At 51.4% G+C, this 25,455-nt stretch carries 19 protein-coding genes; 7 read left to right on the top strand and 12 right to left on the bottom strand.

Going from position 1 to position 25,455, the window contains the following annotated elements:
- Nucleotides 1-9 precede the first annotated feature (9 nt).
- Nucleotides 10-531, top strand: coding sequence for an RNA methyltransferase (locus tag IMY23_RS16425; RefSeq protein ID WP_225986529.1), 522 nt, complete (start codon nt 10-12; stop codon nt 529-531).
- A gap of 227 nt (nt 532-758) precedes the next feature.
- On the opposite strand, the gene IMY23_RS16420 is transcribed toward IMY23_RS16425, so the two are convergent.
- From IMY23_RS16420 to IMY23_RS16410, 3 genes are all read right to left on the bottom strand, one after another.
- Nucleotides 759-1,343 carry a tetratricopeptide repeat protein gene (locus IMY23_RS16420; RefSeq protein ID WP_192823127.1) on the bottom strand — a complete coding sequence of 195 codons (585 nt, stop codon included), beginning with the start codon at nt 1,341-1,343 and terminating at the stop codon, nt 759-761.
- Between the two features lie 616 nt (nt 1,344-1,959).
- Nucleotides 1,960-5,586 (bottom strand): M1 family aminopeptidase, encoded by a 3,627-nt coding sequence (locus IMY23_RS16415; protein ID WP_192823126.1) that lies wholly within the window; start codon nt 5,584-5,586, stop codon nt 1,960-1,962.
- Between the two features lie 47 nt (nt 5,587-5,633).
- Nucleotides 5,634-6,545 carry an ABC transporter ATP-binding protein gene (locus IMY23_RS16410; protein ID WP_192823125.1) on the bottom strand — a complete coding sequence of 304 codons (912 nt, stop codon included), beginning with the start codon at nt 6,543-6,545 and terminating at the stop codon, nt 5,634-5,636.
- A 426-nt stretch (nt 6,546-6,971) separates the two neighbouring features.
- On the opposite strand from IMY23_RS16410, the gene IMY23_RS16405 reads away from it, so the two are divergent.
- A complete protein-coding gene (locus IMY23_RS16405; RefSeq protein ID WP_225986528.1) occupies nt 6,972-7,664 on the top strand; it encodes a helix-turn-helix transcriptional regulator in 693 nt (230 codons plus the stop codon).
- Between the two features lie 107 nt (nt 7,665-7,771).
- Here the strand turns inward: IMY23_RS16405 and IMY23_RS16400 are convergent, their stop codons facing one another.
- Nucleotides 7,772-10,252 (bottom strand): outer membrane beta-barrel protein, encoded by a 2,481-nt coding sequence (locus IMY23_RS16400; RefSeq protein WP_192823124.1) that lies wholly within the window; start codon nt 10,250-10,252, stop codon nt 7,772-7,774.
- Nucleotides 10,253-10,604: 352 nt separating this feature from the next.
- Between IMY23_RS16400 and aspS the strand changes: the two genes are divergently transcribed.
- The 5 genes from aspS (at nt 10,605) to IMY23_RS16375 (ending at nt 16,589) form a co-directional block, all read left to right on the top strand.
- Nucleotides 10,605-12,359: an aspartate--tRNA ligase gene (aspS, locus tag IMY23_RS16395; protein WP_192823123.1), complete on the top strand. Its 1,755-nt coding sequence runs from the start codon at nt 10,605-10,607 to the stop codon at nt 12,357-12,359.
- A 799-nt stretch (nt 12,360-13,158) separates the two neighbouring features.
- Entirely contained in the window at nt 13,159-14,022 is an 864-nt protein-coding gene (locus IMY23_RS16390; RefSeq protein ID WP_192823122.1) for an alpha/beta fold hydrolase, read from the top strand.
- 17 nt (nt 14,023-14,039) lie between these two features.
- The gene (locus IMY23_RS16385) at nt 14,040-15,098 is read left to right on the top strand and encodes a sensor histidine kinase (RefSeq protein ID WP_192823121.1); all 1,059 of its coding nucleotides are present in this window, start codon (nt 14,040-14,042) and stop codon (nt 15,096-15,098) included.
- Complete coding sequence (locus IMY23_RS16380) at nt 15,079-15,798, top strand: LytTR family DNA-binding domain-containing protein (protein WP_192823120.1); 720 nt, start codon at nt 15,079-15,081, stop codon at nt 15,796-15,798. The genes IMY23_RS16385 and IMY23_RS16380 overlap by 20 nt, the downstream gene beginning before the upstream one ends.
- Before the next feature lie 62 nt (nt 15,799-15,860).
- Nucleotides 15,861-16,589 (top strand): DUF2625 domain-containing protein, encoded by a 729-nt coding sequence (locus tag IMY23_RS16375; protein WP_192823119.1) that lies wholly within the window; start codon nt 15,861-15,863, stop codon nt 16,587-16,589.
- A 111-nt stretch (nt 16,590-16,700) separates the two neighbouring features.
- On the opposite strand, the gene IMY23_RS16370 is transcribed toward IMY23_RS16375, so the two are convergent.
- From IMY23_RS16370 to IMY23_RS16335, 8 genes are all read right to left on the bottom strand, one after another.
- Nucleotides 16,701-18,077 (bottom strand): NADH-quinone oxidoreductase subunit N, encoded by a 1,377-nt coding sequence (locus IMY23_RS16370; RefSeq protein ID WP_192823118.1) that lies wholly within the window; start codon nt 18,075-18,077, stop codon nt 16,701-16,703.
- Between the two features lie 33 nt (nt 18,078-18,110).
- Complete coding sequence (locus IMY23_RS16365) at nt 18,111-19,562, bottom strand: NuoM family protein (RefSeq protein ID WP_192823117.1); 1,452 nt, start codon at nt 19,560-19,562, stop codon at nt 18,111-18,113.
- Between the two features lie 7 nt (nt 19,563-19,569).
- Nucleotides 19,570-21,525: an NADH-quinone oxidoreductase subunit L gene (gene nuoL, locus IMY23_RS16360; RefSeq protein ID WP_192823116.1), complete on the bottom strand. Its 1,956-nt coding sequence runs from the start codon at nt 21,523-21,525 to the stop codon at nt 19,570-19,572.
- A 59-nt stretch (nt 21,526-21,584) separates the two neighbouring features.
- Nucleotides 21,585-21,914 carry an NADH-quinone oxidoreductase subunit NuoK gene (gene nuoK / locus IMY23_RS16355; protein ID WP_192823115.1) on the bottom strand — a complete coding sequence of 110 codons (330 nt, stop codon included), beginning with the start codon at nt 21,912-21,914 and terminating at the stop codon, nt 21,585-21,587.
- A gap of 351 nt (nt 21,915-22,265) precedes the next feature.
- Entirely contained in the window at nt 22,266-22,781 is a 516-nt protein-coding gene (locus IMY23_RS16350) for an NADH-quinone oxidoreductase subunit J (protein ID WP_192823114.1), read from the bottom strand.
- Between the two features lie 14 nt (nt 22,782-22,795).
- Complete coding sequence (locus tag IMY23_RS16345) at nt 22,796-23,320, bottom strand: NADH-quinone oxidoreductase subunit I (RefSeq protein ID WP_192823113.1); 525 nt, start codon at nt 23,318-23,320, stop codon at nt 22,796-22,798.
- Between the two features lie 51 nt (nt 23,321-23,371).
- Complete coding sequence (gene nuoH / locus IMY23_RS16340; RefSeq protein ID WP_192823112.1) at nt 23,372-24,430, bottom strand: NADH-quinone oxidoreductase subunit NuoH; 1,059 nt, start codon at nt 24,428-24,430, stop codon at nt 23,372-23,374.
- A complete protein-coding gene (locus IMY23_RS16335; protein WP_192823111.1) occupies nt 24,430-25,434 on the bottom strand; it encodes a 2Fe-2S iron-sulfur cluster-binding protein in 1,005 nt (334 codons plus the stop codon). The genes nuoH and IMY23_RS16335 overlap by 1 nt, the downstream gene beginning before the upstream one ends.
- Between the last annotated feature and the right edge of the window lie 21 nt (nt 25,435-25,455).

The following is a 25,455-nucleotide window of genomic DNA, read 5'->3' as shown; positions in this document are numbered from 1 at the left end:
AAGTTAAGCATGGATGACCTTCAACGCGACTCGGTGGAGGACTTCAAAAATAAGCAAAAAAATCCGTTGGTGTTGGTACTGGACAATGTGCGAAGCCTGCACAATGTGGGCTCAGCGTTCAGGACCGCTGATGCGTTTGCCGTGGCCAAAATCTTCCTCTGCGGCATCACGGGCACGCCGCCCAACAAAGAGATCCACAAGACCGCGTTGGGCGCCACGGAGTCGGTGGAGTGGGAACACGTGGGCACAACCTTAGAAGCAGTAGAATGTCTTAAAACCGAAGGCTACACTGTGTGGGCCATTGAACAGACGGAGGGCAGCACCTCGTTGGCTGACTTTCAGCCGGAAGCTGGGCAAAAGCATGCGTTTGTGTTCGGGAATGAGGTGTTTGGCGTGGAGGAAGACGTGATTCAAGCCGCCGATGGCGTACTGGAGATTCCGCAGTTTGGCACCAAGCACAGCCTGAACGTGTCAGTGACGGTAGGCGTGGTGGTCTGGGATGCTTTGAGTAAAATTTTAGTGAAACAGTAAAAGATTCTCTCTGACCGGGCAAAACTGAACGTGCCGCTAAATTTCCTGTGAGGCTTAAGAAGTAATCAGTAACAATTTCCGCTTTTGGGCTCAATTCTATAATTGAGCCCAAAAACGGAAACGGGAGATTTTTCGAAATATAGAATTTGACTTCCTAAACACATATAAAGCAGAAGGGCCAGATGAAAACATCTGGCCCTTCTGCTTTATAGAGTAAGTAGTGTTGCTTAACGCTTGGCTACTTTTTTAGCTAATTGGGTTTTGGCTAACTCCAGGGTGAACAAAGCTTGCTCGTGGTTGGGGTTGCTTGCTAAGAAGGTAGTTAAGTCAGCAATGGCACCTTCGGTTTGTTGCATGTCTAACTTTACCACGGCGCGGTTGAACAGCGCTTTAGAATGGCTGGGAGCAGCGGCCAATACCTGGTTTAAGTCGGCTAGGGCACCTTCATAGTCATCTAGGTGGAACTTGGCCACGGCGCGGTCATAAATCAACTCCAAAGAAGTAGAGTTTAAAAGCGCGGTATTGAAATCAGTTAAGGCTTCTTTGAAGGCCTCTACCATTACAAAGGCATTGCCACGGGCTTGCAAAAACTCAGTGTTGCTTGGAGCAATCTCCACCGCGTTGTTGTAGTCTTTGATGGCGCCAAAGGCATCACCCAATTCCAGCTTGGCGGCCGCGCGCTCTGCGAAGGCTTGTGCGTTCTGTGGGTTTTGCTTAATCACCAAGGAAATTTCTTTGATGCGTACTTTAGACGCAGCCGCTGACTTGGCTACATCTCCTCCACCACCACCGGCCATTACATTCAATGACATAGCTACAAAAAAGAGCAGAGCCAGAACATTCTTTAGATTTTGCATCGCGTTGATATAAAACTTGATTTTTTAAGCAATTCGTCAGTGGGGGAGGTATTCCGCAGGTCCGTTGTCTTTTATGTTTACTTATAAAGAATACAACTTGTTACAAGAATGACACAAATATACGCTCGTAATGATAACAAAAACAAGACTTTGTATAAAAAAAGCATCCTTCTACGGAACTCTTAGGTGAATAGCCTTCCCTGACCGTCAAACAAGCTGTTTCAGACGCTGAATTTCTTCAGAAACACGATGAAATTTCCCAGAAAACCGTGGCAAACCTCAAAGCAGCTCGCAAATCCAGCCTGTTCAATCCAAAAATAAAAAGAAATATTTCTACGATTCTCCAGATGTGACAAATTTATATTTGAAATAGCGCATAATGGAAGTCGTTTTCTACCTGAAGCTACACATCCAAAACCAACTCATTGATAATCAAATGTCTACAATTTAACTTTCCGGACAAAAATTTGGACTACCCTTCCACAGTTACTCAAGCACAAGTTAACTCAGTAAGTTAAAAAAAGAAGGCCCAGCAAATTGCCGGGCCTTCTTTTTGCATTGGTTATGCGAGTTATGACTTCACGGTCACGTCTTTCATGTTGTCCTCGGGATTGCGGTCAATGAGTTTTTGGTATGGGTCCACGCCGGCTTTCAAGGGCTTCTCTTTGACGGTGACTTCCAGCTTGTTCTGCCCGGCTTTAATGAGTTGCTTCTGCAGGTACAGCGGCACGTCTTGCCAGTGGCCGTCTACTTTCTTGCGGGTCATCACGGCCACGTCTACGTAGTCCTGGAGCTTAGCCAGGCTCTCGTTGCCCAGGCTGTCGGCCCTGAATTTCTTGGCATCTACCGTGAACGTCACTTTGTAGGTACCGTCTTTCTGTCTCTGGGCGGTGGCTTCAGTGGCTTTGTTCTCATAGAGCGTGATATGCTCAAACATATCCTCTACCAAATACTGCAGTGAGTCTGGCGTAACTTGCTTGATGTAGGTCATGAACTCCAGGCTGTTGGTGAACGGCGCTTCCTGGAACGCCACTTTCTGTACGTAGGCCTTAAGCGCCGCGTTGAGTTTGTCTTCGCCAATGTAATCTGCCAGCGCGTACATCACCACAGAGCCTTTGCGGTAATGAATGTACTGCTGGTTTTCCACCAAATACAAGGGCAGTTCCTTTTTGCGTTCGCCGGCGCGGCCGGTGAGGTAATTGCGCATCTCATACTGCAGGAACTTCTTCATGCGCTCTGCGCCGTACTCTTTCTTCATCACCATTAAGGCCGAATACTGGCTCATGGTTTCTGACATCAGCGTGGAGCCTTGCACATCGCCACCGATGACTTGGTGCGCCCACCACTGGTGCGCCACCTCATGGGCAGTCACGTAGAACGGATAGTCAATGTCCTCGGGGTCTTTGTCATCTACATCGGCAATAAACCCAATGGACTCTGAGAACGGAATGGTGTTGGGAAACGCCTGCGCAAACGCCGCATACCCCGGAAACTCCAGAATGCGCACCTGCCGGTGCTGGTACGGGCTGAAATTGGCGGTGTAATAGTCCAGTGATTTCTTCACGCCCTTGATCATGCGGTCTATATTGTACTCATGGCCTTTCTGGTAATAGACCTCAATGGCCACATCGTTCCATTTGTCTTTCCTCACCTCATAATCCGCTGACAGAAAGGCATAGAAATTCAGGATTTTGGAATCCATCTTGTAATGGAAATAGCGGCGGCCGTCTTTGATCCATTCTTTCTGCAAATAGCCGGGCGCCAGGGCAATCTGGCCCGGCACGGTGCTCACCACGGTTTCAAAAGTGATCCAGTCGGCGTCATTGCCAATGTAGGTGGTCTGGCGCGCCTTAAGGTCGTCTACCTTGGCCATGCGCTCTTTGGGCTTGAGGCCATGTTCTTTGCGTGTATCATCGTCACCTAGTTCAAAGCCTTCCTGGTACCCAATGTGCGGCAGGTATTGGCTGTTGATGAAGGAGCCGTTGTAGACAATGCCGGTGTTGTAGCTTCGGTCTTTGAAACCTTTGGTCTGGTAGCGCAGGTCCAGGTTCAGTTTGATGGAGTCACCAGGCACCAGTGGCTGGGCCAGCCGGAAGATGTGGTAGCCCATTTTTTTGTCAAACAACACTTCTTTGGCCGGCCGCGCGAAGGCCAGTTGCTTGATTACGGCGTCTTCATCCAGCATGATATGTATGGAGTCAAGGGCCACGTTGGTTTTGTTTTTAAGCCAGAAATAACCTTTGAAATGGAATTCGCGCTCCTGCGGGTACAGGTCGGTTTCCAGGTACACATCCACTACTTTGGGTTGCGGCAGGCCCTGGTATTTCTTGTAGGTTTTCTCAAAGGCGGCCTGCAGTTTCTCGTTGTCATCTGAGTCACGGTACTCATGCAGCATGTTGGTGTTGTAAAAGATGAACCCACCGGAAATCAAGAACACCAATGCCGCCGAACCCAGCACCAGCAAGGTGGATTTTCTCAGCTGCAAACTCGCCAGCTTGAACCGGCCTTTGATACTGGCTTCGGTGCCCCGCACCCACAGCAAATTGGAAAGCAAGGCCAAGATCACCGCAAACGCGCCCCAGTACAGCTTGAACAGCAGAAACGGCTTTACAAAATGCCCGTAGCCGTTCATGGCCGAATACCGCATGCCCGGGTCTGAGCTAAATGAATACAGCAAATGCTCAAAACCCAATTGCCCTTTGAAAATGTTTGCCAGATAATAAATGACCATGATAAAATGGCCCAGGAATTTGTTGTTCACCAGCACCTGCACCAGCATGGCCAGCACGCTCATCAGCAGAAAATCTATCAACTGCACACCAAACAAGCCCTTTACATACAACCCCAGCTCAAAATTATAGTAGCCCTTGGCCACCTGAATAATAATGCCACAGAGCAAAACTACCGCCATCAAGACTACCTGTATGCTCATCAAGGCCACTACTTTAGACGTGAACGGCACCCAGTTGGGAATTGGCAGCGCATCATAGAGTTGGTTCATGCGGGCATCGCGCTCTCGCCAGACCAGTTCGCCGGAGTAAAACGTGATGATGATGAGCATGAACAACGAAAACGTGCCGCCTAACAAAGAGATAACTTCAGACGTGACCGGGAACGTAGTGGTACCGTACAGCTTGCCAATCTGACTTCCGGTGGAAAGCAGAAACACAATGCCCGCCACCACAATAGCAATGAAATACACGCTGCGCACAATGCCCTTGAACTCCAACTTGGCCAGTTTCCAGAATTGCCCGAAGCTGCGGCTAAAGGAGAACTCCTGATGTACTTTGGGTAAGATTAGTTTGTTTGGCACTGCAACACCAAGGTTTTCCTCTTTTCTGACCTTGCGGGCCTTGCCTTCAGAGGCGAAGAACGAAAAACTGAATTTCCAGAAGCAGAAAATCAGCAAAACTAACCCCACACCCATCCAAAGCAGACGGTTCCAGAGTATGTGCTCGTTCAGGGGCAAAAGCAAGGTGTTCTGCTCGGCGGCGGTCCAGTAACGCGTGGTCAAGTTCACGGCCGTGGCTCCGAAGGGATCTAATAAATTCGACAGAAATTCATTGTCCAAATCTGCGGTGAGTGCGCTGGACACGCCGTAGAGCACCAGCACTAGCACGCTGCCAATGTACACGGCCAGCATGTTGCGCGTGAGCGTGCCCAGCGCAAAGAAAATAGCGCCGGTGAACAGCAGATTCGGGATGACGATTAACAAGTAGGGCTGCACGTAATGCATCAAGACAAACGGTCCGAACTTGCTGGCTTCCACTCCTGGGAACAGCGGCGCAATGGCTGAGGCGAAAATATACCCGAACGCCATGCCCGAGAACACGAACAAAGTCACCAGAAAAGAGCCCCAGAACCGGCCGCCCAGGTAACCCCATTTGGAGATAGGCGACGTAAAGAACAGCGCGTGGGTCTTGTGCTCAAAATCGCGGTAAATGGAATTGCCCATCATGGCCGAGGTCACCAGCACGCCAAACCAACTCAGCAGCGTAATGACCCAGTTGATTTGGTAGGGCGCGTTGGCTTTGAGGCTGGCACTGCTTCCGCCGCCAATAATAATGGTGCCGCCAAACACGCCGCTCACGCCAAACACGGCCAGCAGCGCCATCAAAAAGAAAATCAGGAAATAGATATAGGTGGCTGGCCGCTGGAGGCGGTACTTCAGCTCAAAGAGAAAGATTTGCAGGAACATACAGCGTCAGTTTTGGTCTTATTTGAGATTTAGAGCCCGAAAACGGACTAGGCTATCACTTCTTCTGAGGCCTGCATCTGCGCTTTTCCGGTCACGCCGCCAATGGTGGCAAAGTACACGTCTTCCAGGTCTGGCTGCACTTGCTCAAAGTCAATGCTAGGTCTGCCATCGGCGTACACGTGAATCATGGTTCTGCCGGCGAACAATCTGCTGGAGATCACCGCGTATTCCGCCTGGTATTTCGGCAGCTCTTCTTTCTTGATGAATTTACGGAAGATCAAGCCCTGCATCTGCTCAATGGCCTGCAGCGGCTCGCCGGTCACCAGCACTTCGCCTTTGTTAATGATGGCCATGTTGCGGCACAAATCACTCACGTCATCTACAATGTGGGTGGAGAGAATCACAATGATGTTCTCCCCTATCTCGCTCAGTAAATTATGGAAACGGTTGCGCTCCGCGGGGTCCAGTCCGGCGGTGGGTTCGTCTACAATAATAATCCTGGGGTTGCCCAACAAAGCCTGCGCAATGCCAAACCGTTGTTTCATGCCACCCGAGTAGCCACCCAGGTTTTTCTTGCGCACGTCATACAAATTGGTCTGTTGCAGCAGCGCGGCCACGGTTTCTTTGCGCTCTTTGTTGTTATGAATGCCCTTGAGCACCGCAAAATGGTCCAGCAGTTCCTCGGCGCTCACCTTGGGATAAACCCCGAATTCCTGCGGAAGATAACCCAGCACTTTGCGCATCTCGTCCTTCTCCTGAAACACATCCAACTCGCCCAGCCTTATGCTACCGCTGTCGGCTTCCTGCAGGGTGGCAATGGTGCGCATAAGCGACGACTTGCCCGCGCCGTTGGGCCCCAGAAGCCCGAACATGCCCGTGGGAATGGTGAGGTTCACGTTCTTGAGCGCCTGCACACCGTTGGCGTAGGTTTTGGAAAGGTTCTGGATGACGAGTTCCATGTTTGGTAGGGTTTGGGGTGAAAAGGATTGGTTTTTAAGCGATTAGTAGAGAGAAGGTAAGAAAACTTACAACAAGAAAAACCAAGGGGCCTTCAGAATTTTGCCGCCCAAGCCGTTTTCGGGCTCATTTCTGGAAATGAGCCCGAAAACGGCTTGGATGTTCATCAGCAAATTTAGACTTCTGAGATTGCTTCTCACCTTACCTTTACCCAACAAACCTACCTAACCACTGAATATGAGCACGTTACAATTTTGGCAATTATTCAATTTATTCTTACAAGAGTACAAAACGCCAAAATTTAACAATGAATTAATACTGAATTTAACATAAAGTACCTTTCGGCTTTGGTCAAGCGTAGGGAAAATCCTATATTTAAACCACGTCCCCCGTAATTTAACCTTACTTTCCCCTACGTAGAAGTACTAATGAAAAAACAGCGGAGTCCACAACTACAGAGAAGAGTTGACGAGACCATTGCCGGCATTGCCGCCGTAGCCGACCAGATGCCGGGCGTCATCATTATTCATGACATCACGCGTAATTTTGCGGTGGAATACATGTCGCCGCGGGGGCTTAAACTGCTGGGCGTGACCCTGGAAGAGTTAAAATCAGTAGGCCCGGAGTATTACCTGCACTATTTCAACCCAGAGGAAGCGGTGGAATATTTTGGACAGCTGGCCCGCACCCTGTTTGAGCAGAACGACCCCGATGAAGTGATTTCGTTTTTTGAGCAGGTCAAGTTCAGGGGCAACCTGGACTACCACTGGCACCTGACCACCCTTAAAATTCTGCTGCAAGATGATGAGGGTCTGCCTCTGCTCACCATTTCCATTGCCATCTCCGTGGACCCCGTAAAGCACCTCACGCCCAAAGTGGACCGCCTGCTCAAGGAAACCGTTTTTTACCGTGAGAACTATGCCTTGTTTGCACAGCTGGGCAAACGCGAGCAGGAAATCCTGAAAATGGTGGTGCTGGGCAAAAGCTCCCAGGAAATTAGCGATGAGCTCTGCATCTCAGAGAAAACCGTGAACACCCACCGCCGCAACATCAAAGCCAAACTGCACGCCGCCTCCACGTTTGAGCTGTCGCAGTACGCCATGGCTTTTGATCTGGTGTAAAACGCATTGCCGTTTTCGGCTTCATTTCTGAAAACGAGCCCGAAAACAGAAAACCGCCCCAGCAAAACGCCAGGGCGGTTTTTTTATGCCTTTGAATTTAGAAGGACTTAGCCGGCGCGGCGTTTCTCGTCTTCGGCGCCGCCGGTGCGTCTGCGGCTGGGGGCTACCTGCGCGCCGCCAAAACGGTACGTGAAGCTGAGGGTGCCCACGCGGGTGTCGCGGCGTTGGTAGAAGCGCTCTGCGTAATCTGCCAGTTCTGTAACGGCCCGGGTTTTGTTGGAGTAGAACACATCACTCACGCTCAGTTTCAGGTTGGCTTTTTTGTCCAGGAACTGTTTCTGCACCCCCACGGTCAGGAACCGAACGGGCTCCACATCCAAAGGCCCGTATACCTGGCGGGCGCGGTACACGCCAATCACTTCGGCTGACCAGTCACGGGGTAATTTGATGTTGTTGTTGGAGTTGAGGCTGAAGGTTGGTCTTCCGGCCCGCAGGGCGGTCACGCCCAGATTTCCTTTGTACAACCCGTAATACATCTCCAGGTTGTTGGTGCTGGTGAACCAGCGGGCTACTTGCACCGGCACAGAGAAACTGGCGCCGTAATAATGGAACTCGGCCAGGTTCTGGTCTTTCTGCACCACTACCGGTATGGCATCTGGGTTGGGATCTGGCACCGGTCTTGGCTTAGGCGACAGCACGGAGATAATCACGTCTGTGGTGCGGCTGTAGCTGAGCTTGGTCACGTATTTCTGCAGGAAGGTGTGCGTAAACTCAAAGGAATACGTCATCTGGGGCAACAGGTAAGGATTTCCAGCCGACTCAGTGCTGTTGTCAATTAAGAACACAAACGGGTTCAACTGGTTGTAGGTGGGGCGGTCAATGCGGCGGCTCACCGAAAGACCTACATCATGCGTCTTGTTCACCGTGTAGCCCACAAACGCGCTGGGGAAAAACTGGGTGTAGTTGCGGTCAAACGAGCGGTCTCCTTCTACCTTGGCGTACTCAGCCACCTGGTTTCCTTTGGCAATGGTGTTTTCCAGGCGCAGACCCAGCTGCAGACTTACCTTCGCCCATTTCTTGTTCAGGTTCAAATACGCCGCGTTGATGTTCTCTGAATACAGGAAATGGTTGCTGCGGTTGGTGTCAAAGTCATTTCTTCCGCCGGTGCGGTTGTAGAAGCCCAGGCTGTTGTCAGCGTCTACCAAGCTTGATTTCAGGCCGGCTTCCAAGTTCGCTTCCAGGCTTTTTAAACGCTGCGAGTAGTCCACCTTGGCCGATTTAATGGTGAGTTTCCCGTTCAAATCGCCGTAGAGCAGAAAATTGTCTTGGGCGGGTGTCCGGTCAAGGTAGGTGGTATTGAAATTCTGGATGTCACCAGACTGGAAGGCGGCGTAGTCCACATCAGCGCTCAATTCTTTGCCGGTGCTGTCCAGGGTGTGTTTTATGTTGAAGTTCACCGCCTGTGAGTTTCGGTTGGTGCCGCTCAGGGCGTTGGTGGTGGTAGATTCTACGTATTGCCGCTGCGCATTGAAAAACTCTGACACGTTGCTAGTGGTGCGGTTAATGTCCACAAAATTGCCGGTGGCTACCAAGCCCACAATGGTCCTGGGGCTCAGGTTGTAGTCAAAACCCACGCGGCCGTTGTGCCCGTTGATCTGGTGGTGGAACACGTTTTTCTGGTTGTTCACATTGGTGAGGGTGCGGCCTTCGCGGGTAAAGAAATCACGGTACAGGTCCAGTTTATTGAAGTCTTTGCGGTGATTATAGTTGTAGGACCCGAACACATTGAGTTTGTTGGCGCGGTGGTTCAGTTGCAGGCCCTGGCTCAGTTTAGGCAATTCACCGTACCCCAGAGAAGACGTAACGCTGCCGTTGGTGCCCTGGCGGCTGTCTTTCTTGAGCTTGATGTCAATAATACCCGCGTTGCCTGCTGCGTCATATTTAGACGATGGGTTGGTGATCAAATCAATCTTGGCCACGTCATTGGCATTGAGGCTGCGCAGCATGGTGGCCAGTTCTGAGCCCGACATAGGCACGCGCTTGCCGTTGATCATGACCATCACGCCGGTCCGGCCGCGCATACTGATGTTGTCGTTCTGGTCCACGGCCAGGCCGGGCGCTTTCTCCAGCACTTCCAGCACTGTGCTGCCCGCCGCCGAAATGCTGTTTTCCACGTTGAGTACCGTTTTGTCAAAATGCTGCTCTACAAACGGCTTCTGGGCTTCAATCTTTACTTCCTTGAGAGCCACGGCGCGTTCCGGTAACACAATTTCGCCCAGGTTCAGGTTCTGGTTCAACTGTATGGTTTGCGATGTGTACTGCGCATAGTCATAGTGCATGGCCATCAGCTTATACTTTCCGGCCGGAATATTACTGAACACGAAGTCGCCTTTCTCGCCGGTCACTTCCACTTTCACCAGTGTCTGGCTGGAGTCTTTGACCAATTGCAGGTTCGCGGCCAGCAGCGGCTCACCTTTGGCGCCTTTGGCAATGCCTTTGATTTCGAACCGGTCGGTTTGCTGGGCAAAGGCGGCCATCTGCCACAAGAGCAGGAATAAAAGAAGGGTTAGTTTGTGTGGGTGTATCATGGTTTAAAAGGGTTTCTGCGGTAAAGACGAAAGATTTCGTAGATGGCTGCTTGTGAAAAAGAAATTCTCTAAAAAAATTCAAGCGAGTCCCCTGGTACTTTTACAAGTGGCATGCCAACCTTATAAAAGACTGTTTTTCAAAGGATTATGAAAAATTATTCTGAAATAGTTGTTCAAAACCGGACAATCTTGTCTCAAGACTGGACATTAACCGGGCTGATTTTTCAGTTTCCGGACAGATAATTCTGGTTCCTTTTTCGGCTTCATTTCTGGATATGAGCCCGAAAACGCACCGCCGCATCTATTGAAACAATCCTTACCTTTGCAGCTTATTTTCTAAAGAAGAGAGACAATGCTTCGTTCACACACCTGCGGCGACTTGCGCCTGGAACATGTTGGTCAGGAAGTGACCTTGACCGGTTGGGTACAAAAATCACGTGACAAAGGCGGCATGCTGTGGGTTGACCTCAGAGACCGCTACGGCATCACGCAGCTGAGCCTGGAGGAAGGCGTTTCTGCCCCAGAGGCCTTAACCTTGGCACGTACCCTGGGCCGCGAATTCGTGATCAAGGCCACCGGCACCGTGATTGAGCGCGAGTCTAAGAATGACAAAATCGCCACAGGCGACATTGAGATAAAAGTGACCGCGCTGGAAATCCTGAACCCCGCCAAACTTCCTCCTTTCTTAATTGAGGACGACACCGACGGCGGCGACGACCTACGCATGAAATACCGCTACCTGGATCTTCGCCGCTCGCCGGTACGCAAAAGCCTGGAACTGCGCCACCGCATCGGCCAGCAGACCCGCGCGTATTTAGACGGTCAGGGCTTTATTGAGGTAGAGACGCCGGTTCTGATTAAATCTACGCCTGAAGGTGCCCGCGATTTCGTGGTACCCAGCCGCATGAATCCCGGTGAATTCTACGCTCTTCCGCAGTCCCCGCAGACGTTCAAGCAGTTGCTGATGGTGTCGGGTTTTGACAAGTATTTTCAGATTGTGAAGTGCTTTAGAGACGAAGACCTGCGCGCCGACCGCCAACCCGAGTTTACCCAGATTGACTGTGAAATGTCGTTCGTGACGCAGGAAGATATTCTGAACACCTTTGAAGGCCTGGTGAAGCATTTATTTAAAGCCGTGAAAGGCATTGACCTGCCCGACTTTCCGCGCATGGATTACGCCGATGCCATGCGCTTGTACGGGTCAGACAAACCAGACACCCGCTTCGGGATGCAGTTTGTGGAGCTGAATGACGTGGTGAAAAACAAAGGCTTCAAAGTATTTGACGATGCTGAGTTGGTGGTAGGCATCAACGCCAGCGGCAGCGCCCATTTCACCCGCAAGCAACTAGATGAACTGACTGACTTTGTGAAGCGGCCACAGGTTGGTGCTACCGGTCTGGTCTACGCCCGCGTGCAGGAAGACGGCAGCGTGAAGTCCTCTGTTGACAAGTTCTACTCCCCAGAAGATTTACAAGCTTGGGTGCAAGCCTTCAACGCCCAGCCTGGCGACTTGCTGTTGGTACTAGCCGGTGGCACCGATAAAACCCGCAAAGCCTTAAGCGAACTCCGCCTGGAAATGGGCACCCGCTTAGGCATGCGCGACAAAGACACCTTCTCCACGCTGTGGGTGCTGGATTTCCCACTCCTGGAATTTGACGAAGAAGCCGGCCGCTACCACGCCATGCACCACCCGTTCACCTCGCCCAAACCCGAGGACATGGCCCTGATTGACACCAACCCCGGCGCCGTTCGCGCCAACGCCTATGACATGGTGATCAACGGCGTGGAAGTAGGCGGCGGCTCCATCAGAATCCATGACCGTGCCGTGCAGTCTCGCATGTTTGATTTGTTGGGCTTCACGGCCGAGGAAGCGCAAGCGCAGTTCGGGTTTCTGCTGGATGCATTTGAGTACGGTGCGCCGCCACACGGTGGCATCGCCTTCGGGTTTGACCGTCTGTGCTCTTTGTTCGGTGGGGCTGATTCTATCAGAGACTTCATTGCGTTCCCTAAAAACAACTCCGGCCGTGATGTGATGATTGACGCACCTTCGCCCATTGCGCAAGCGCAGTTAGATGAGTTGCAGATTGACACGCGCCTGCGCGGATAGTTGTTCGTTATAAGTAATTAGTTGTTAGAACGGGTGAGGTCTTAAATGACTTCACCCGTTCTGCGTTTCAGGGGCCGTTTTCAGAAAACGAAGCCAGAAACGGGGAAGTAGGGAGTTCCTTCTCCCTCGGGGAGAGGGCTAGGGTGAGGGCGTCATTTTTAAATTCAAAGCTTTTTAGTTTAGAAAGAATCCCCTCATCCTACCCTTCTCCCCGAGGGAGAAGGAACTGCGCTTTTTTATCTTTGAGGCTGTTTTGCATTGAATAAGCTCTTTTACCAGTTAAATCACCTCAGGTGGGCCATGGGTAGTTAAAAGATATTGCCCTAGGCAAAACCCGTGCGCAGCACGAGTGACTCTAGCCCAACAACAGCTGATGTAATGACCAATTCCCACTCCCAGCCATGGCAGCCGACAGAAAGGAACCTTTTCCAGTCCTTCAGCTGAGCGCCTCTAGTTTTCTGGTGCCGCGTCAGCGGCAGGGCCCCACAGGCCCAGGAAAAGTAGCAGTGCGAAGCTGGAGGACGAGGCCTCGCGGCCTTGAGCGCATATCCTACCCATGCAACCAATCAGTTCATTCGCTCCGCGAAAACCGGAAATCCTACAGGAACCACCCTCCTGTTTTCGGCTCCGTTTCCAGAAACGAAGCCAAAAACGCATTCTTGCAAATTCTAAAACCCATCCTTGCCGCCGTTCACCATTTCCAGAAACCGTTCATCATATTTCGCTTCGCAAACGGTCTTTCATGCTGCACCTTTGGAACATCAATCGCATAAAAAACTATTTAAAACCCAAAGAAACCATGAAAGCAAAACTAACCTCCCTCTTCGCGCTGCTGTTGTTCATTACATTAACAGTGCAAGCCAAAGCGCCTTCGTTTAAAGTAGTAAAAACCGGCAAGGGCCCGGCCATGATTCTAATTCCTGGCCTCAACTCAGCCGGCGAGGTGTGGGACGAGACGGTGAAACATTACCAGAAAAACTTCACGTGTTATGTTTTGACCTTGCCGGGCTTCGCTGGTCAGCCTGCGGTAAAAACAGACCATTTCTTAAATTCCGTTCGGGACGAAATCATTACCTACGTGCAGGAAAACAAATTGAAGAAGCCAGTGTTGGTAGGCCACAGCCTGGGCGGTTACCTGGTCTTGGCCTTGAATGTGAAAGCGCCGGAATTGTTCGGGAAGACGGTGGTGGTAGACGGTTTGCCTTTTATCGGCGCAGCCCAGAACCCCACGGCTACGCTTGAGAGCATCAAACCAATGGCAGACCAGATGAAAAAGCAAATGGCTACGCCCAACCCAATCGCGCAGAAGCAGCAGGAAGCCAGCATGGGCACCATGGCCAAAGACTCGATACACATCAAGAAAATCATTGAATGGGGCCGTAAATCTGACTACGCCACCACGGGACAGGCTATGTATGAAATGTACACCTCAGACTTGCGCAAAGACATTGTTGCCATTAAGAGTCCGGTATTGGTACTGGGCGCGTGGTACGGGTACAAAGATTATGGCGTAACGAGGGAGATGACCACCAACACCTTTAAGATGCAATTCGCTAACTTGCCTTCGGCTGACATAAAAGTAGCGGACACCGCCAAGCACTTCATCATGTATGACGAGCCAATCTGGATGTTCGCGCAGATGGATGCATTCCTGAAGAAATAATCACGCTACTCTCCTACATGACCGTTCAACGTCAACAGAAATGGTATTGGGTCTGCCAAGCACTTGGCTGGACCTTTTACCTTTGCATTGGCCTCCTGATGAGTTTCCTGTTCTTTAATAAACAGCCGGGCATGTTTGCCGTGCAGTTTGTGGGCACGGGCATTTTCCTGGGCCTTACGCACTTGCAACGCCACCTGAACCATAAATATAATTGGATTCACTTGCCCGTGGGCAAATTGGCGGTCCTGATTTTAGCCTATAATACCGTGGCATCCATCATCTGCCAGTTATTGGTGTGCCTTTTCATGTTGGCCATGGGCATGTTCACGCTGGGGGAATTCAGCTTCGGTATGTTGATGATGTACTCTGCCAACGGTTTGGTCATGCTCACGTTCTGGTCCACCATTTACTTCGCCTTCCAGGCCATAAAACGCTGGAAAGAAAAGGAAGTGGAAGCCTGGAAACTGCAGTTATCGTTGAAAGAATCTGAATTGCAGGCTATTCGGTCTCAGCTGAATCCGCACTTTCTGTTCAACAGTTTGAACAACATCCGTTCCTTGGTGTTGGAAGACCAGACGAAGGCCCGCGAGATGATTACGCGCCTCTCTGCCATGATGCGGTACGTGATTGGCTACAACCAAAACAATTTAGTGCCGGTAAGCGAGGAACTGGCCTTTCTGGAGAATTACGTGGCGCTGGAGAAAATCCATTTCGAGGACAAACTTACGTTTACCGCCAACGTGGCGCCTGACGTGCAAACCGCCGCTATTCCGCCGCTGGGCATTCAACTGTTGGTGGAGAACGCCATCAAGCACGGCATTGGAACGCAGGCCAAAGGCGGGCAGATTCAGCTCTCTTTGCACCGCCTGAACGGTCATTTACAGATACAGGTGGAGAACACGGGCACCTTGAAACCCTCTTCCGCCCCGGCAGGCATTGGGCTGGAGCGGCTGCTGGAGCGTGTGGCGCATTCCATGGAAAAACCCGGCTCGTTCATGCTTACCCAAACTTCAGAAAACGGCGTGACCGCCACGCTCACGCTTCCTTACAAAGAATATGAAAATCTGCATCGTTGAAGATTCGCGCCTGGCCCGCCTGGAACTGAAGCACCTGTTGACCAAATTCCCGGAGCTGGAACTGGTGGGCGAGGCCGAAAATGCCGAAGAAGGCATTGCCCTGATTGAAGCCCAGCGCCCCGACCTGCTGTTCCTGGACATCCACCTGCCCCAGAAAAACGGGTTTGAGCTGCTGGAAGCCCTGGAATACACGCCGCAGGTCATCTTCACCACCGCCTATGACCAGTATGCGCTGCAGGCCTTCGAACGGAACGCGCTGGATTACTTGATGAAGCCTATTGAGGAAAGTCGGTTGAGACAGGCTGTGGAGAAAGCCCTGGCCAAGCAGGAAACCGCCAAGCCCACCGCTGCGCCTCCCGCCCAGTTGCGCGAGGAAGACCGCGTGTTTGTGAAAGACGGCGAGCGCTGCTGGTTTGTGGCCCTCAAACAAGTGCGCCTGATTGAATCCAATGGCAACTACGCATTCCTGTACTTCGACCAAGAACGGCCCTGCATCTTAAAATCCCTGAACTACCTGGAGAACCGCCTTGACCCGAAAGTCTTTTTCAGGGCCAACCGCCAGCAGATTATCAACGTGCACTACATTGAGCAAATCAACCCCTGGTTCAGCGGCAGCATCAAGCTCCTCCTCAAAGGCGGCGAGGAGGTGGAAGTAAGCCGAAGACAAACCCAGGTGTTCAAAGACCTGATGAGCCTGTAGTTTCCGTTTTTGACCTCGTTTCGGGAAATGAAGCCGAAAACGGAAATTCTGTATCTTACGCCATGAAATACTTTCTCCCGCTCCTCCTTTTTATGTTCGCTTTCTATGCTCAAGGCCAAGCCATTAAAAAACGCACCTTGGCAGAATTGGTTAATACGCAGGAACCCGGTTGGGAGCTAGTGAAAGACTGGATGAAGGTGGCCAAAAATAAAGTCGAAATCCTCCCTAAAACCCAAGCCAATGCCGAAGCAGCTTTACTGCAAGCCCAGGTAACCACGCGCTCTGCTATGGGAGCCATTGTCTATGAAACCGGCGGCATATTGGTAGACCATGGCTGGCTTCGGATTTTAGGTTCTGGGTCAGACCGTATGCCCCGTAGCCTGATGGCCTGGAACAAAGGGAAATCATTTTTGCAAGAGGGCCAGCAGCCCACGTTTCTTTTGATAGCCGATGATGTATTAGGCGGGTTCTTTGCCGTCAATGCGGGCGGACTAGGAAAAGAAGGCATTGGCAAAGTCTTCTACTTCTCACCAGACCGCTTAGAATGGGAATACACTGAGTTAGGCTATTCAGAGTTTCTTCAATTCTGTTTCTCCGGCAATCTTGAATCCTTTTATGAAGGCATGCGCTGGAACGGCTGGCAAAACGAAATCAAAGATTTAGCAGGAGACAAAGGAATTCATTGTTTTCCATATCTCTGGACCTCTGGTGGAAAAGACATCAACAAAGTCAGCAGAAAACCAGTGCCCATGGAAGAGTTATGGTTGTTATACAATGAAACTCAGGAGTAACTTCCCCTATTTTCCGTTTTTGGCTCCATTTTCCAAAACGAGGCCGAAAACGCTATAAACCAGAAGAGGCACCCATGGGCGCCTCTTCTGGTTTATCAAAAAAGTAAAATCTTACAGCAAGTTACTGAACAAGCCAGGCACTACGCCCATAATCACGGTCAAGAACACCAACGCAATCAAGGTGAATGTCGCAAAAGAATCTACTGCCACGCGCTCGCCGGCCGGCTCTTTCATGTACATGGCGATGATAACCCGGAAGTAGTAGTAAATACCAACAGCAGACATCAAGATAGCCACCACAATCAGCCAGAGCATGTCTTTCTCCAAGGCGGCGGAGAACAGGAACAGCTTCCCGAAGAAACCGCCAGTCAACGGAATCCCCGCCAGAGACAGCATGGAAACGGTCATCACAAACGCCAGTAGCGGGTTGGTCTTGCCCAAGCCGTTGAATGCCGAATAATCATCAGACCCACGTTCATCGGCTACGTATTTCAACACCCCGAAGGCGGCGATGGTGGCTACCGAGTAGGCCAGGGAATAGAACAGAATGGCATTTTCAGAGCGGTCATTGAAGGCAGCCAAGGCCATTAGCAGGTAACCGGCGTGCGAGATACTGGAGTAAGCCAGCATCCGTTTCATGCTGGTCTGGGCCACCGCACCAATGTTGCCCACCAGCAAGGTGAGCACGGTAATGGCCACCACGGTCGGGAACCACTCGTCATACACGGCCGGAAACGCCACGTTCATCAGTTTGTAGAAAGCGGCAATACCAGCCGTTTTCACTACCGTAGACATGTAGCCGGTAAACAGCGTAGGTGTGCCCTCGTACACGTCTGGAGTCCAGAAATGGAACGGCGCGGCACCAATCTTAAAAGTAATGCCAATCAGAATCAGGAGAATGCCCATCAAAAGCAATGGTACCATGTTCGGGTCTAGGGTGTTGGCCACGTTGGCGATGTCTACCAAATCAAAGTGCCCGGTGGCGCCGTAAATCAGGGCCATGCCAAACAGAATGATGCCGGTGAAGAACGAGCCCATCAAAAAGTACTTCATGGCCGCCTCGTTAGACAGAATGTTGCGCTTGTCAGAACCGGCCAGCACGTACATGGGAATCGACATGATTTCAATGCCCAGGAACAGCATCAGCAGGTTTTCATAGCCCACCATCATAATGCCACCCACCAGAGAAAACATCATCAAGGTGTAATATTCGGCCAGGTTGGGCTCTTCGTTCACCACGTAGCGGCGCGAGAAGGGCAGAATGAAAATGGTAGACAGAACCATGACCGCCGTAAAGCCCACGGTGAAATTGTCAACGGTGAGCATGTTCTGGAAGAACGATTGGTTCAGGCCCCAGTCATACACCGTCGCGCCCAGCACCACCAGCAGGAACACCAGCACAATGGGCAGCAACGCTTTTTTAGATTTCATGAACCCCAGAAAGAGGTTCACTATCCCGAAAATAGAAAGTAGTATTATAGATGTCATGTGCAGGTGATTTCTCCTGTGTATCTTAAAATCTTAGCGCTTGATTACCTCCAGCAGGTTCAGAACCGCGGGCTCAGAAAGCTTCAGGAACGTGTTGGGGGCCAATCCAATCCAGAACACCATCACCACCAACGGTACCAGCACGGCTTTCTCGGTGAAGGTCAAGTCAGTAAAGCCCTGGGTGATTTCGTTTTTCTCCCCGAACATCACGCGCTGGAACATGCGCAGCATATAGACGGCTCCTAAAATGATGGTGATACCGGCCACCGCGCCCATCCAGGCCTCGTACCGGAACACGCCCATCAAGAGCAGGAACTCACCCACAAACCCGTTGGTCAGCGGCAAGGCCACGGCGCCCAAGAGCAGCACCATAAAGCAAACCGTTAAGAACGGTGCGTTTTGCGTGATTCCACCCAAGGCGGCAATCTCACGGGTGCCGGTGCGTCGCTGAATAATGTCTATGATGAAGAACAAGCCCACCACGTTCACGCCGTGGCTCAACATCTGAATCATGACACCTTGCAAACCCTGCTCGTTCAAGGTAAACAAACCGGCGGCAATCAAACCTACGTGCGAGATGGACGAAAACGCCACCAACCGCTTCATGTCCTGCTGCCGAATGGCGATGATAGCGCCGTAGATAATACCGATAATGGACAGCACCAAGGCCACATCGGCCCATTGGCTCACGCCCAGCGGCACCACCGGCAGTAACCAGCGCAGCACGCCGTACACACCCATCTTCAGCATGATACCAGACAAGAGCATGGTACCAGCGGCCGGAGCCTCGGCATACGTATCAGGTTGCCAGGTATGGAACGGGAACACCGGCATTTTAATAGCGAAGGCAATGAACAGAAACCAGAACAGCCAGCTCTGCGTGCCAGAATCCAGCACCAGCTGGTAGAAGGCCACTTCCTCTGAACTGTGCGTGCCCGGCGTCTGGAAATACAGATACACAAACGCCGCCAGCATGAACAAAGACCCGAAAACCGTATAGATAAAGAACTTGAACGTGACTTTGATTCTGTTGGCCCCGCCCCACAGCGCGGCGATGAAATAAATCGGAATCAAGGCCACTTCCCAGAAGAAATAGAACAGGAACGCGTCTAAAGACGTGAATACGCCAATCAAACCGGTCTGCATGAACAGAATCAGGGCGAAGAATGAAGACGGTTTCTCGTAGTCATTCTTGAACGATGCCAGGATAATCAAGGGCATCAGGAACACGGTCAAAAGAACCATCAACAGACTGATGCCGTCCATGCCCACTTTGAAGGCAATGCCCGCCGATTCTACCCACGGCAGATGCAACAGAAACTGCGGACTGGTTTGGTTGGGGTCAAAATTCACCCAGGCCCAGATGCCGGCCACCAGTTCCACCAACGCCGCCGCAAATGCGACTTTCTTGGCACCCTGTCCTTTTACCAACAGTACCAGCAACGCCGCCAGGGCAGGCCATAAGATTAAAAATGCGGTTAACATGTTTGGCCTATAGTATAATAAAGTTCAGCAATAAGATTAACGCGATGCCCAGCACCATAATCAGGATATAAGAGCCAATGGCTCCGCTCTGCACAAGACGCAACGACCGTCCGCCGCCCAGCACGCCTTTGCCCAGACCGTTTACAATCGGGTCAATAATGCCTTTTTCCACGAAGCGGTACAAGCCCGTTGACAAACCCATAATCGGTTTCACGATGATGGTGTCATACAGTTCATCCACGTAGTATTTGTTGTACACCAGCTTGTGCAGCCCAGAGGTAGTGCCTTCTTCAGCGGGAACAGATTTTTTCTTTCCGTAGATGATGTACGCCAGGATAATGGCCACCAACGCCACCGCCACCGAAACACCCATCAAGATGTACTCCATTTCATGCGAGAGGTGCTCTACCTGGAACGCGCTCGGCACGGCTCTTCTGGCCAGTTCATAGATAGGCGACAGGAAGTTGGCCAGCATGTGGTTTTCGCTGAAGACCGGCGGCAAGCCCATGAACCCACCAACGGTGGAAAGAATGGCCAAAATAATCAACGGAATGGTCATGACCGCCGGAGATTCGTGCAGGTGATGGCGTTGCGCCTCGGTGCCCCTGAAATTTCCGAAGAAGGCCAGATACAGCAACCGGAACATGTAAAAAGCCGTCATGAACGACGTCAACAGACCGAACGCCCACATCACTTTGCTGTGCTGGTACACGTGCGCCAACAGTTCGTCTTTAGAGAAGAAACCAGCAAACGGCGGAATACCGGAGATTGCTAGCGTCCCTATTAAAAAGGTGATGAACGTGATAGGCAAGGCTTTCCGTAAACCACCCATTCGGCGCAAATCCTGCTCACCAGACATGGCGTGAATCACGCTACCGGCACCCAAGAACAGAAGAGCTTTGAAGAATGCGTGCGTCAATACATGGAACAGAGACGAAGAATAAGCCATCACACCCAATGCCAGGAACATATACCCCAACTGGCTCACGGTAGAGTACGCCAATACTTTTTTGATGTCGTTCTGGAAAAGCCCGATGGTAGCAGCGAATAAAGCCGTAGCCAAACCAATCACCGCGACAATTTCCAGAGTATCTGGGGCCAGCGTGTACAATACGTTTGACCTGATGACCATGTAAATACCGGCGGTTACCATGGTAGCGGCGTGAATCAAGGCAGAAACCGGCGTAGGGCCCGCCATCGCGTCTGGTAACCACGTGTAGAGCGGCAGCTGCGCTGATTTACCCATGGCACCTACAAACAGCAACAGCGTGATAGCAACCACTACGCCATCGTTTACTTCGTTCAGCTGTGAGGCTTGGTTGAACACCTCGCCATAGCTCACGCTGCCGTAGGTGATGAAGATTAAGAAGATACCCAGCAAGAAGCCTAGGTCACCAATACGGTTGATGATGAAAGCTTTCTTGGCGGCGTTGTTATACGGTGTGACTTTGTTCCAGAAGCCAATCAAAAGGTAAGAGCAAAGCCCCACGCCTTCCCAGCCCACAAACATCATCACGTAGTTAGAGCCCATCACCAGCAGCAGCATGGAGAACACGAACAGGTTCAGGAAAGCGAAAAACTTCCCGAAGTTCTCGTCATCATGCATGTAGCCAGCGCTGTAAATGTGAATCACCGAACCCACGCCCGTCACCAGCAGCAGCATTATCAGAGACAGTTGATCAATCTGGAACGAGAACGGAATCTGAAGGGCCGCTACATTAATCCAGTCGAAGATATCTGTGGTGTACGGGCGGTTGCCGTAGCCCTCAAACCCGAAGAACAGGAACAAAGACAGCGCAAACGACCCAATGACGGTGGCACAACCCACCAACCCGGCCAAACCTTTCGGCAATTTCCGGTTCCCCAGCCCGTTAATCAGAAACCCGATCAGCGGCAGGAGCGGAATCAGCAAACAGACCCAAGTCATCTCAGCGTTGTTTGCCGGCAAAATAAATTCTTGCATTTGTTAAAGCGTAAATGGAACGGTATTCTTTCTAGAGCAGCGCAGCAGGAAACCCCGCTTTACCATTTCAGTTTGTTCAGGATGTTGATATCGGTGGTGCGCACGTTGCGGTAAATCATCACAATAATGGCCAAGCCCACGGCTACTTCGGCGGCGGCCACGGCCATGATGAAGAACACGAAAATCTGCCCGTTGGGGTCAGAACGGTACGCTGAAAAAGCGGTCAGCAGCAGATTCACCGAGTTGAGCATCAGCTCCACACTCATGAAGATGATGATGGCGTTCCGCCGAATCAGAACCCCAATGATTCCAATCACGAACAAGGCGGTGCTGAAATACAGGTACAGATTCAGCGGAATGGTCCTAATGACCTCTGGAATTTCGTTCATGTTTACTATTCGTTCTTAGAAACGGCCTTGGCCTTGCCTTGAAACAGGGCCAAAGTTATTTCCATTTTTTGGTAAATCCACAATAAATAAGACCTCACCCCCGGCCCCTCTCCCATAGAGAGGGGAGTACTCGTTTGCTTTTTTGGCCTCTTTTCGCCAAAACAGGCCAAAAAAGCAAAGGCTTCAAAGTCCCTCTCAGTGGGAGAGGGGCCGGGGGTGAGGTGTTTTTCTGTTTTCGGCCTCGTTTTCAAAAATGTGGCCAAAAATGGCAGTTACTATTCTATACCACCAAAAGCGGCATGAAAAAAAGGACAACGGAATGGCTGTCCTTTCTCGGGCTCCGGAGAACCCTTAGAATCTATTTCTTTCGCCCGGCTCGCGCTTGCCTAACAGTACTGCCCCGGCCATGGCCGCCAGCAACAAGATAGACGCTAACTCAAACGGTAACAGGTAATCTCTGAACAAGACAATGCCCAGGTTCTCCACCAGACCAATCTGTGAGTCGAACACCGCCGGGTGGTACACGTTGGTATCCACATCTTTGAGAGCGGCAATCATAATCACAAACAGCAAGCCGCCGGCAATGGCAGCGGCAATCTTGCTTAGGGCCGGTTTGTGCTGCTCGGTGTCTTCGCGCAGGTTCAGGAACATAATCACGAACAGGAACAACACCATGATGGCGCCCATGTACACAATAAAGTTCACCGCCGCCACAAACTGAGCGTTGAGCAGAATGTAATGCCCGGTGAGCGAGAAGAACGTCAAAATCATGAACAGCACGCTGTACACGGGGTTTTTAGACACCACCACGCCAATGGCGGCAAACAAGGTCAGGAACGTGAGAAAGTAAAACAGATTACCCGTCATAGTTTTGTAGGAGATTAGCGCTGGGCGGCGTAAGAAGTTAAGTCAATGGGCATGGGTTCTACCAGGCGGTCTTTGCCGTAGATGAACTCGTCACGCTCGTAACGGGCCGGGGCGGTTTTATCGTTCTGCAGGAAGATGGCCGCTTTGGGGCAGGCTTCCTCGCACAGACCGCAGAAAATGCAGCGCAGCATGTTAATCTCGTAACTCACCGCGTATTTCTCCTCACGGTACAGATGCTCCTCGCCGCGCTTGCGCTCACCGGAGACCATGGTAATGGCCTCGGCCGGACAGGCCACCGCGCACAGCCCGCAGGCCGTGCAACGCTCTCTGCCTTTTTCGTCGCGCTTGAGCACGTGCAGACCGCGCCATACGGTGCTCATGGGGCGGGTTTCCTCTGGATATCTAATGGTGGCTTTCTTCTTGAAGAAGTGCCGCATGGTGATACTCAAGCCCGAGAAGATTGCCGGGAGATACATTCTCTCCGAGAAAGTCATGGGCTTTTTCTCCAGTTTCTTCGCTCTATTACTTAATGATTGCATCTCGTTCAGTCGTTAAATTGTCTGTGGGATTTTCACAAAACCCGCAAGCTGCTATCTGAAATATTCTTCTTTCAGCAGAATAACCGCAGCCGTAATCACCACATTGGCGATAGAAAGCGGAATCAAGATTTTCCAGCCCAAGTTCATCAATTGGTCATACCGGAAACGCGGCAAGGTCCAGCGCACCCACATGAAGAAGAAAATGAACATCAGAATTTTTATAAACAGCACCACCGTACCCAAAATGGTCACCACGTTGTGCGGCAAGCCCAGGTCATACATGAACGGGAAGTTGTAGCCGCCAAAGTACAGCGTCGCCATCACGGCCGAGGCCACGAAGATGTTCACATATTCGGCAAACAAATATAAGCCCATACCCATAGAGCTATACTCGGTGTGATAACCTCCTACCAGCTCCGTCTCGCACTCAGGTAAGTCAAAGGGCACGCGGTTGGTTTCGGCGAAGGCACACACCAGGAAAATTAAAAAGCCTACCGGCTGATAGAAAATGTTCCAGTTCATGCCGGAGATACCGAACAGCGTTTCGCCCTGCTGCCTTGCAATCACGCCCAAAGAAAGAGAGCCGGTCAAGACTAACAGCGCGATGATGGACATACCCATGGCCAACTCGTAACTGATGTTCTGTGACGCCGCGCGAATGGCTCCCAACAACGAGAATTTGTTGTTAGACGCCCAGCCGCCAATCATGATGCCGTACACACCCAACGCCACTACGCCAAAGATGTAGAGAATCCCGATGTTCACCTCAATGGCCTGCACCGCAATGTACTGACCGTCAATCAACAAGGTATTGCCAAACGGAATCACCGCGCTGGACATACAGGCCGTTAACATAGCCAAAGACGGTCCCGCAATGAACAGGAATTTGTTGGCATTGGCCGGCACGAATTCTTCTTTGAAGAACAGTTTCACGGCATCGGCCAATGGCTGAAACAAGCCCAGCGGACCGGCCCGGTTAGGACCCACGCGGTCTTGAATGAAGGCCGCCACTTTGCGTTCAGCGTAGGTAGAATACGTGGCAATCAGCAACGTAATCCCAAATACCCCGAAGATGATAAGCGCTTTAACTACTAATACAGATAACTCCATTATACGTGTCTTCCTAGGTTAAAAGGAGTGGATTCTAAGTCTTGTTCAGTAGAGCCCGGCAAGTTAGAGATAACGTCTACATTGAGCACCGGCAACTCGTAATGATTGGCAGAAATCACCGAACTGCGGTCAATCTTGCGCGGTCCTTCAATGGTCCAGTCGTTGGGGTCTTTCTTGTCAAAGCGGCAGGTGTTGCAGATGAACTCCTGTACTTCGTTGTATTGGTCTTTGCGGGCGGTCACACGCAACACATCATTGCCACGCATCCAGAGCACCGTTTTGCCGGAGCAGGTGGGGCAATCGCGGTGCGCATCTACGGGCTTGGTGAACCACACGCGGTTTTTAAAGCGGAACGTCTTGTCGGTCAAAGCGCCTACCGGACACACGTCAATCACGTTTCCGGAGAAATCATTGTCGATGACGTTCTCAATGTAGGTTCCTATCTCGGCGGCATCGCCCCGGCCCAACACACCGTGCACGCGCTTCTCGGTGATTTGGTCAGCGGTGTACACGCAGCGGTAGCACAGAATGCAACGCGTCATGTGCAGCTGAATCAATGGCCCGATGTCTATTTTATCAAAGGTGCGACGCTCTTCCTCGTAACGGGTACCCGAAGTACCGTGTTCGTAGGCGAAGTTCTGCAAATCGCACTCCCCGGCCTGGTCGCAGACCGGGCAATCCAACGGGTGGTTAATCAAGAGCATCTCAACCACGCCTTTGCGAGCGGCCAATACATCTGGGTTGGTCGTATTTTCTACCACCATTCCATCCTGTACCGGCGTCACGCAGCTGGCCACCAACTTAGGCATAGGGCGCGGGTCTTTGGCAGAACCGGCCGCCACCTTCACCAAACAGGCGCGGCATTTACCGCCGCTGCCCTTCAAAGGCGTATAGTAACACATGGCAGGGGGCACCACCTCGCCGCCAATCTTGCGGGCCGCGTTGAGGATGGTAGTTCCTTCCTCTACCTCCACCTCTATGCCATCAAACGTAATTTTTACCATTTCAAATTATTGTTGATTGCT

It is taken from the genome of Rufibacter sp. LB8, from assembly GCF_014876185.1.
In the GTDB taxonomy this organism is placed as follows: domain Bacteria; phylum Bacteroidota; class Bacteroidia; order Cytophagales; family Hymenobacteraceae; genus Nibribacter.
The sequence above is the reverse complement of the archived record's forward strand: the minus strand, read 5'-3'. Positions and strand labels throughout refer to the sequence as shown.

Bases quoted from the DNA above. Each gene is read 5' to 3' on its own strand.
- IMY23_RS16405 (WP_225986528.1), top strand. From the start codon at position 6,972: ATGAAAAAACAGCGGAGTCCACAACTACAGAGAAGAGTTGACGAGACC.
- IMY23_RS16420 (WP_192823127.1), bottom strand. From the start codon at position 1,343: ATGTCATTGAATGTAATGGCCGGTGGTGGTGGAGGAGATGTAGCCAAG.
- IMY23_RS16350 (WP_192823114.1), bottom strand. From the start codon at position 22,781: ATGACGGGTAATCTGTTTTACTTTCTCACGTTCCTGACCTTGTTTGCC.
- aspS (WP_192823123.1), top strand. From the start codon at position 10,605: ATGCTTCGTTCACACACCTGCGGCGACTTGCGCCTGGAACATGTTGGT.
- IMY23_RS16365 (WP_192823117.1), bottom strand. From the start codon at position 19,562: ATGTTAACCGCATTTTTAATCTTATGGCCTGCCCTGGCGGCGTTGCTG.
- IMY23_RS16410 (WP_192823125.1), bottom strand. From the start codon at position 6,545: ATGGAACTCGTCATCCAGAACCTTTCCAAAACCTACGCCAACGGTGTG.
- IMY23_RS16380 (WP_192823120.1), top strand. From the start codon at position 15,079: ATGAAAATCTGCATCGTTGAAGATTCGCGCCTGGCCCGCCTGGAACTG.
- nuoH (WP_192823112.1), bottom strand. From the start codon at position 24,430: ATGGAGTTATCTGTATTAGTAGTTAAAGCGCTTATCATCTTCGGGGTA.
- IMY23_RS16390 (WP_192823122.1), top strand. From the start codon at position 13,159: ATGAAAGCAAAACTAACCTCCCTCTTCGCGCTGCTGTTGTTCATTACA.
- nuoK (WP_192823115.1), bottom strand. From the start codon at position 21,914: ATGAACGAAATTCCAGAGGTCATTAGGACCATTCCGCTGAATCTGTAC.
- IMY23_RS16335 (WP_192823111.1), bottom strand. From the start codon at position 25,434: ATGGTAAAAATTACGTTTGATGGCATAGAGGTGGAGGTAGAGGAAGGA.
- nuoL (WP_192823116.1), bottom strand. From the start codon at position 21,525: ATGCAAGAATTTATTTTGCCGGCAAACAACGCTGAGATGACTTGGGTC.
- IMY23_RS16370 (WP_192823118.1), bottom strand. From the start codon at position 18,077: ATGACATCTATAATACTACTTTCTATTTTCGGGATAGTGAACCTCTTT.
- IMY23_RS16385 (WP_192823121.1), top strand. From the start codon at position 14,040: ATGACCGTTCAACGTCAACAGAAATGGTATTGGGTCTGCCAAGCACTT.
- IMY23_RS16375 (WP_192823119.1), top strand. From the start codon at position 15,861: ATGAAATACTTTCTCCCGCTCCTCCTTTTTATGTTCGCTTTCTATGCT.
- IMY23_RS16400 (WP_192823124.1), bottom strand. From the start codon at position 10,252: ATGATACACCCACACAAACTAACCCTTCTTTTATTCCTGCTCTTGTGG.
- IMY23_RS16345 (WP_192823113.1), bottom strand. From the start codon at position 23,320: ATGCAATCATTAAGTAATAGAGCGAAGAAACTGGAGAAAAAGCCCATG.
- IMY23_RS16415 (WP_192823126.1), bottom strand. From the start codon at position 5,586: ATGTTCCTGCAAATCTTTCTCTTTGAGCTGAAGTACCGCCTCCAGCGG.
- IMY23_RS16425 (WP_225986529.1), top strand. From the start codon at position 10: ATGGATGACCTTCAACGCGACTCGGTGGAGGACTTCAAAAATAAGCAA.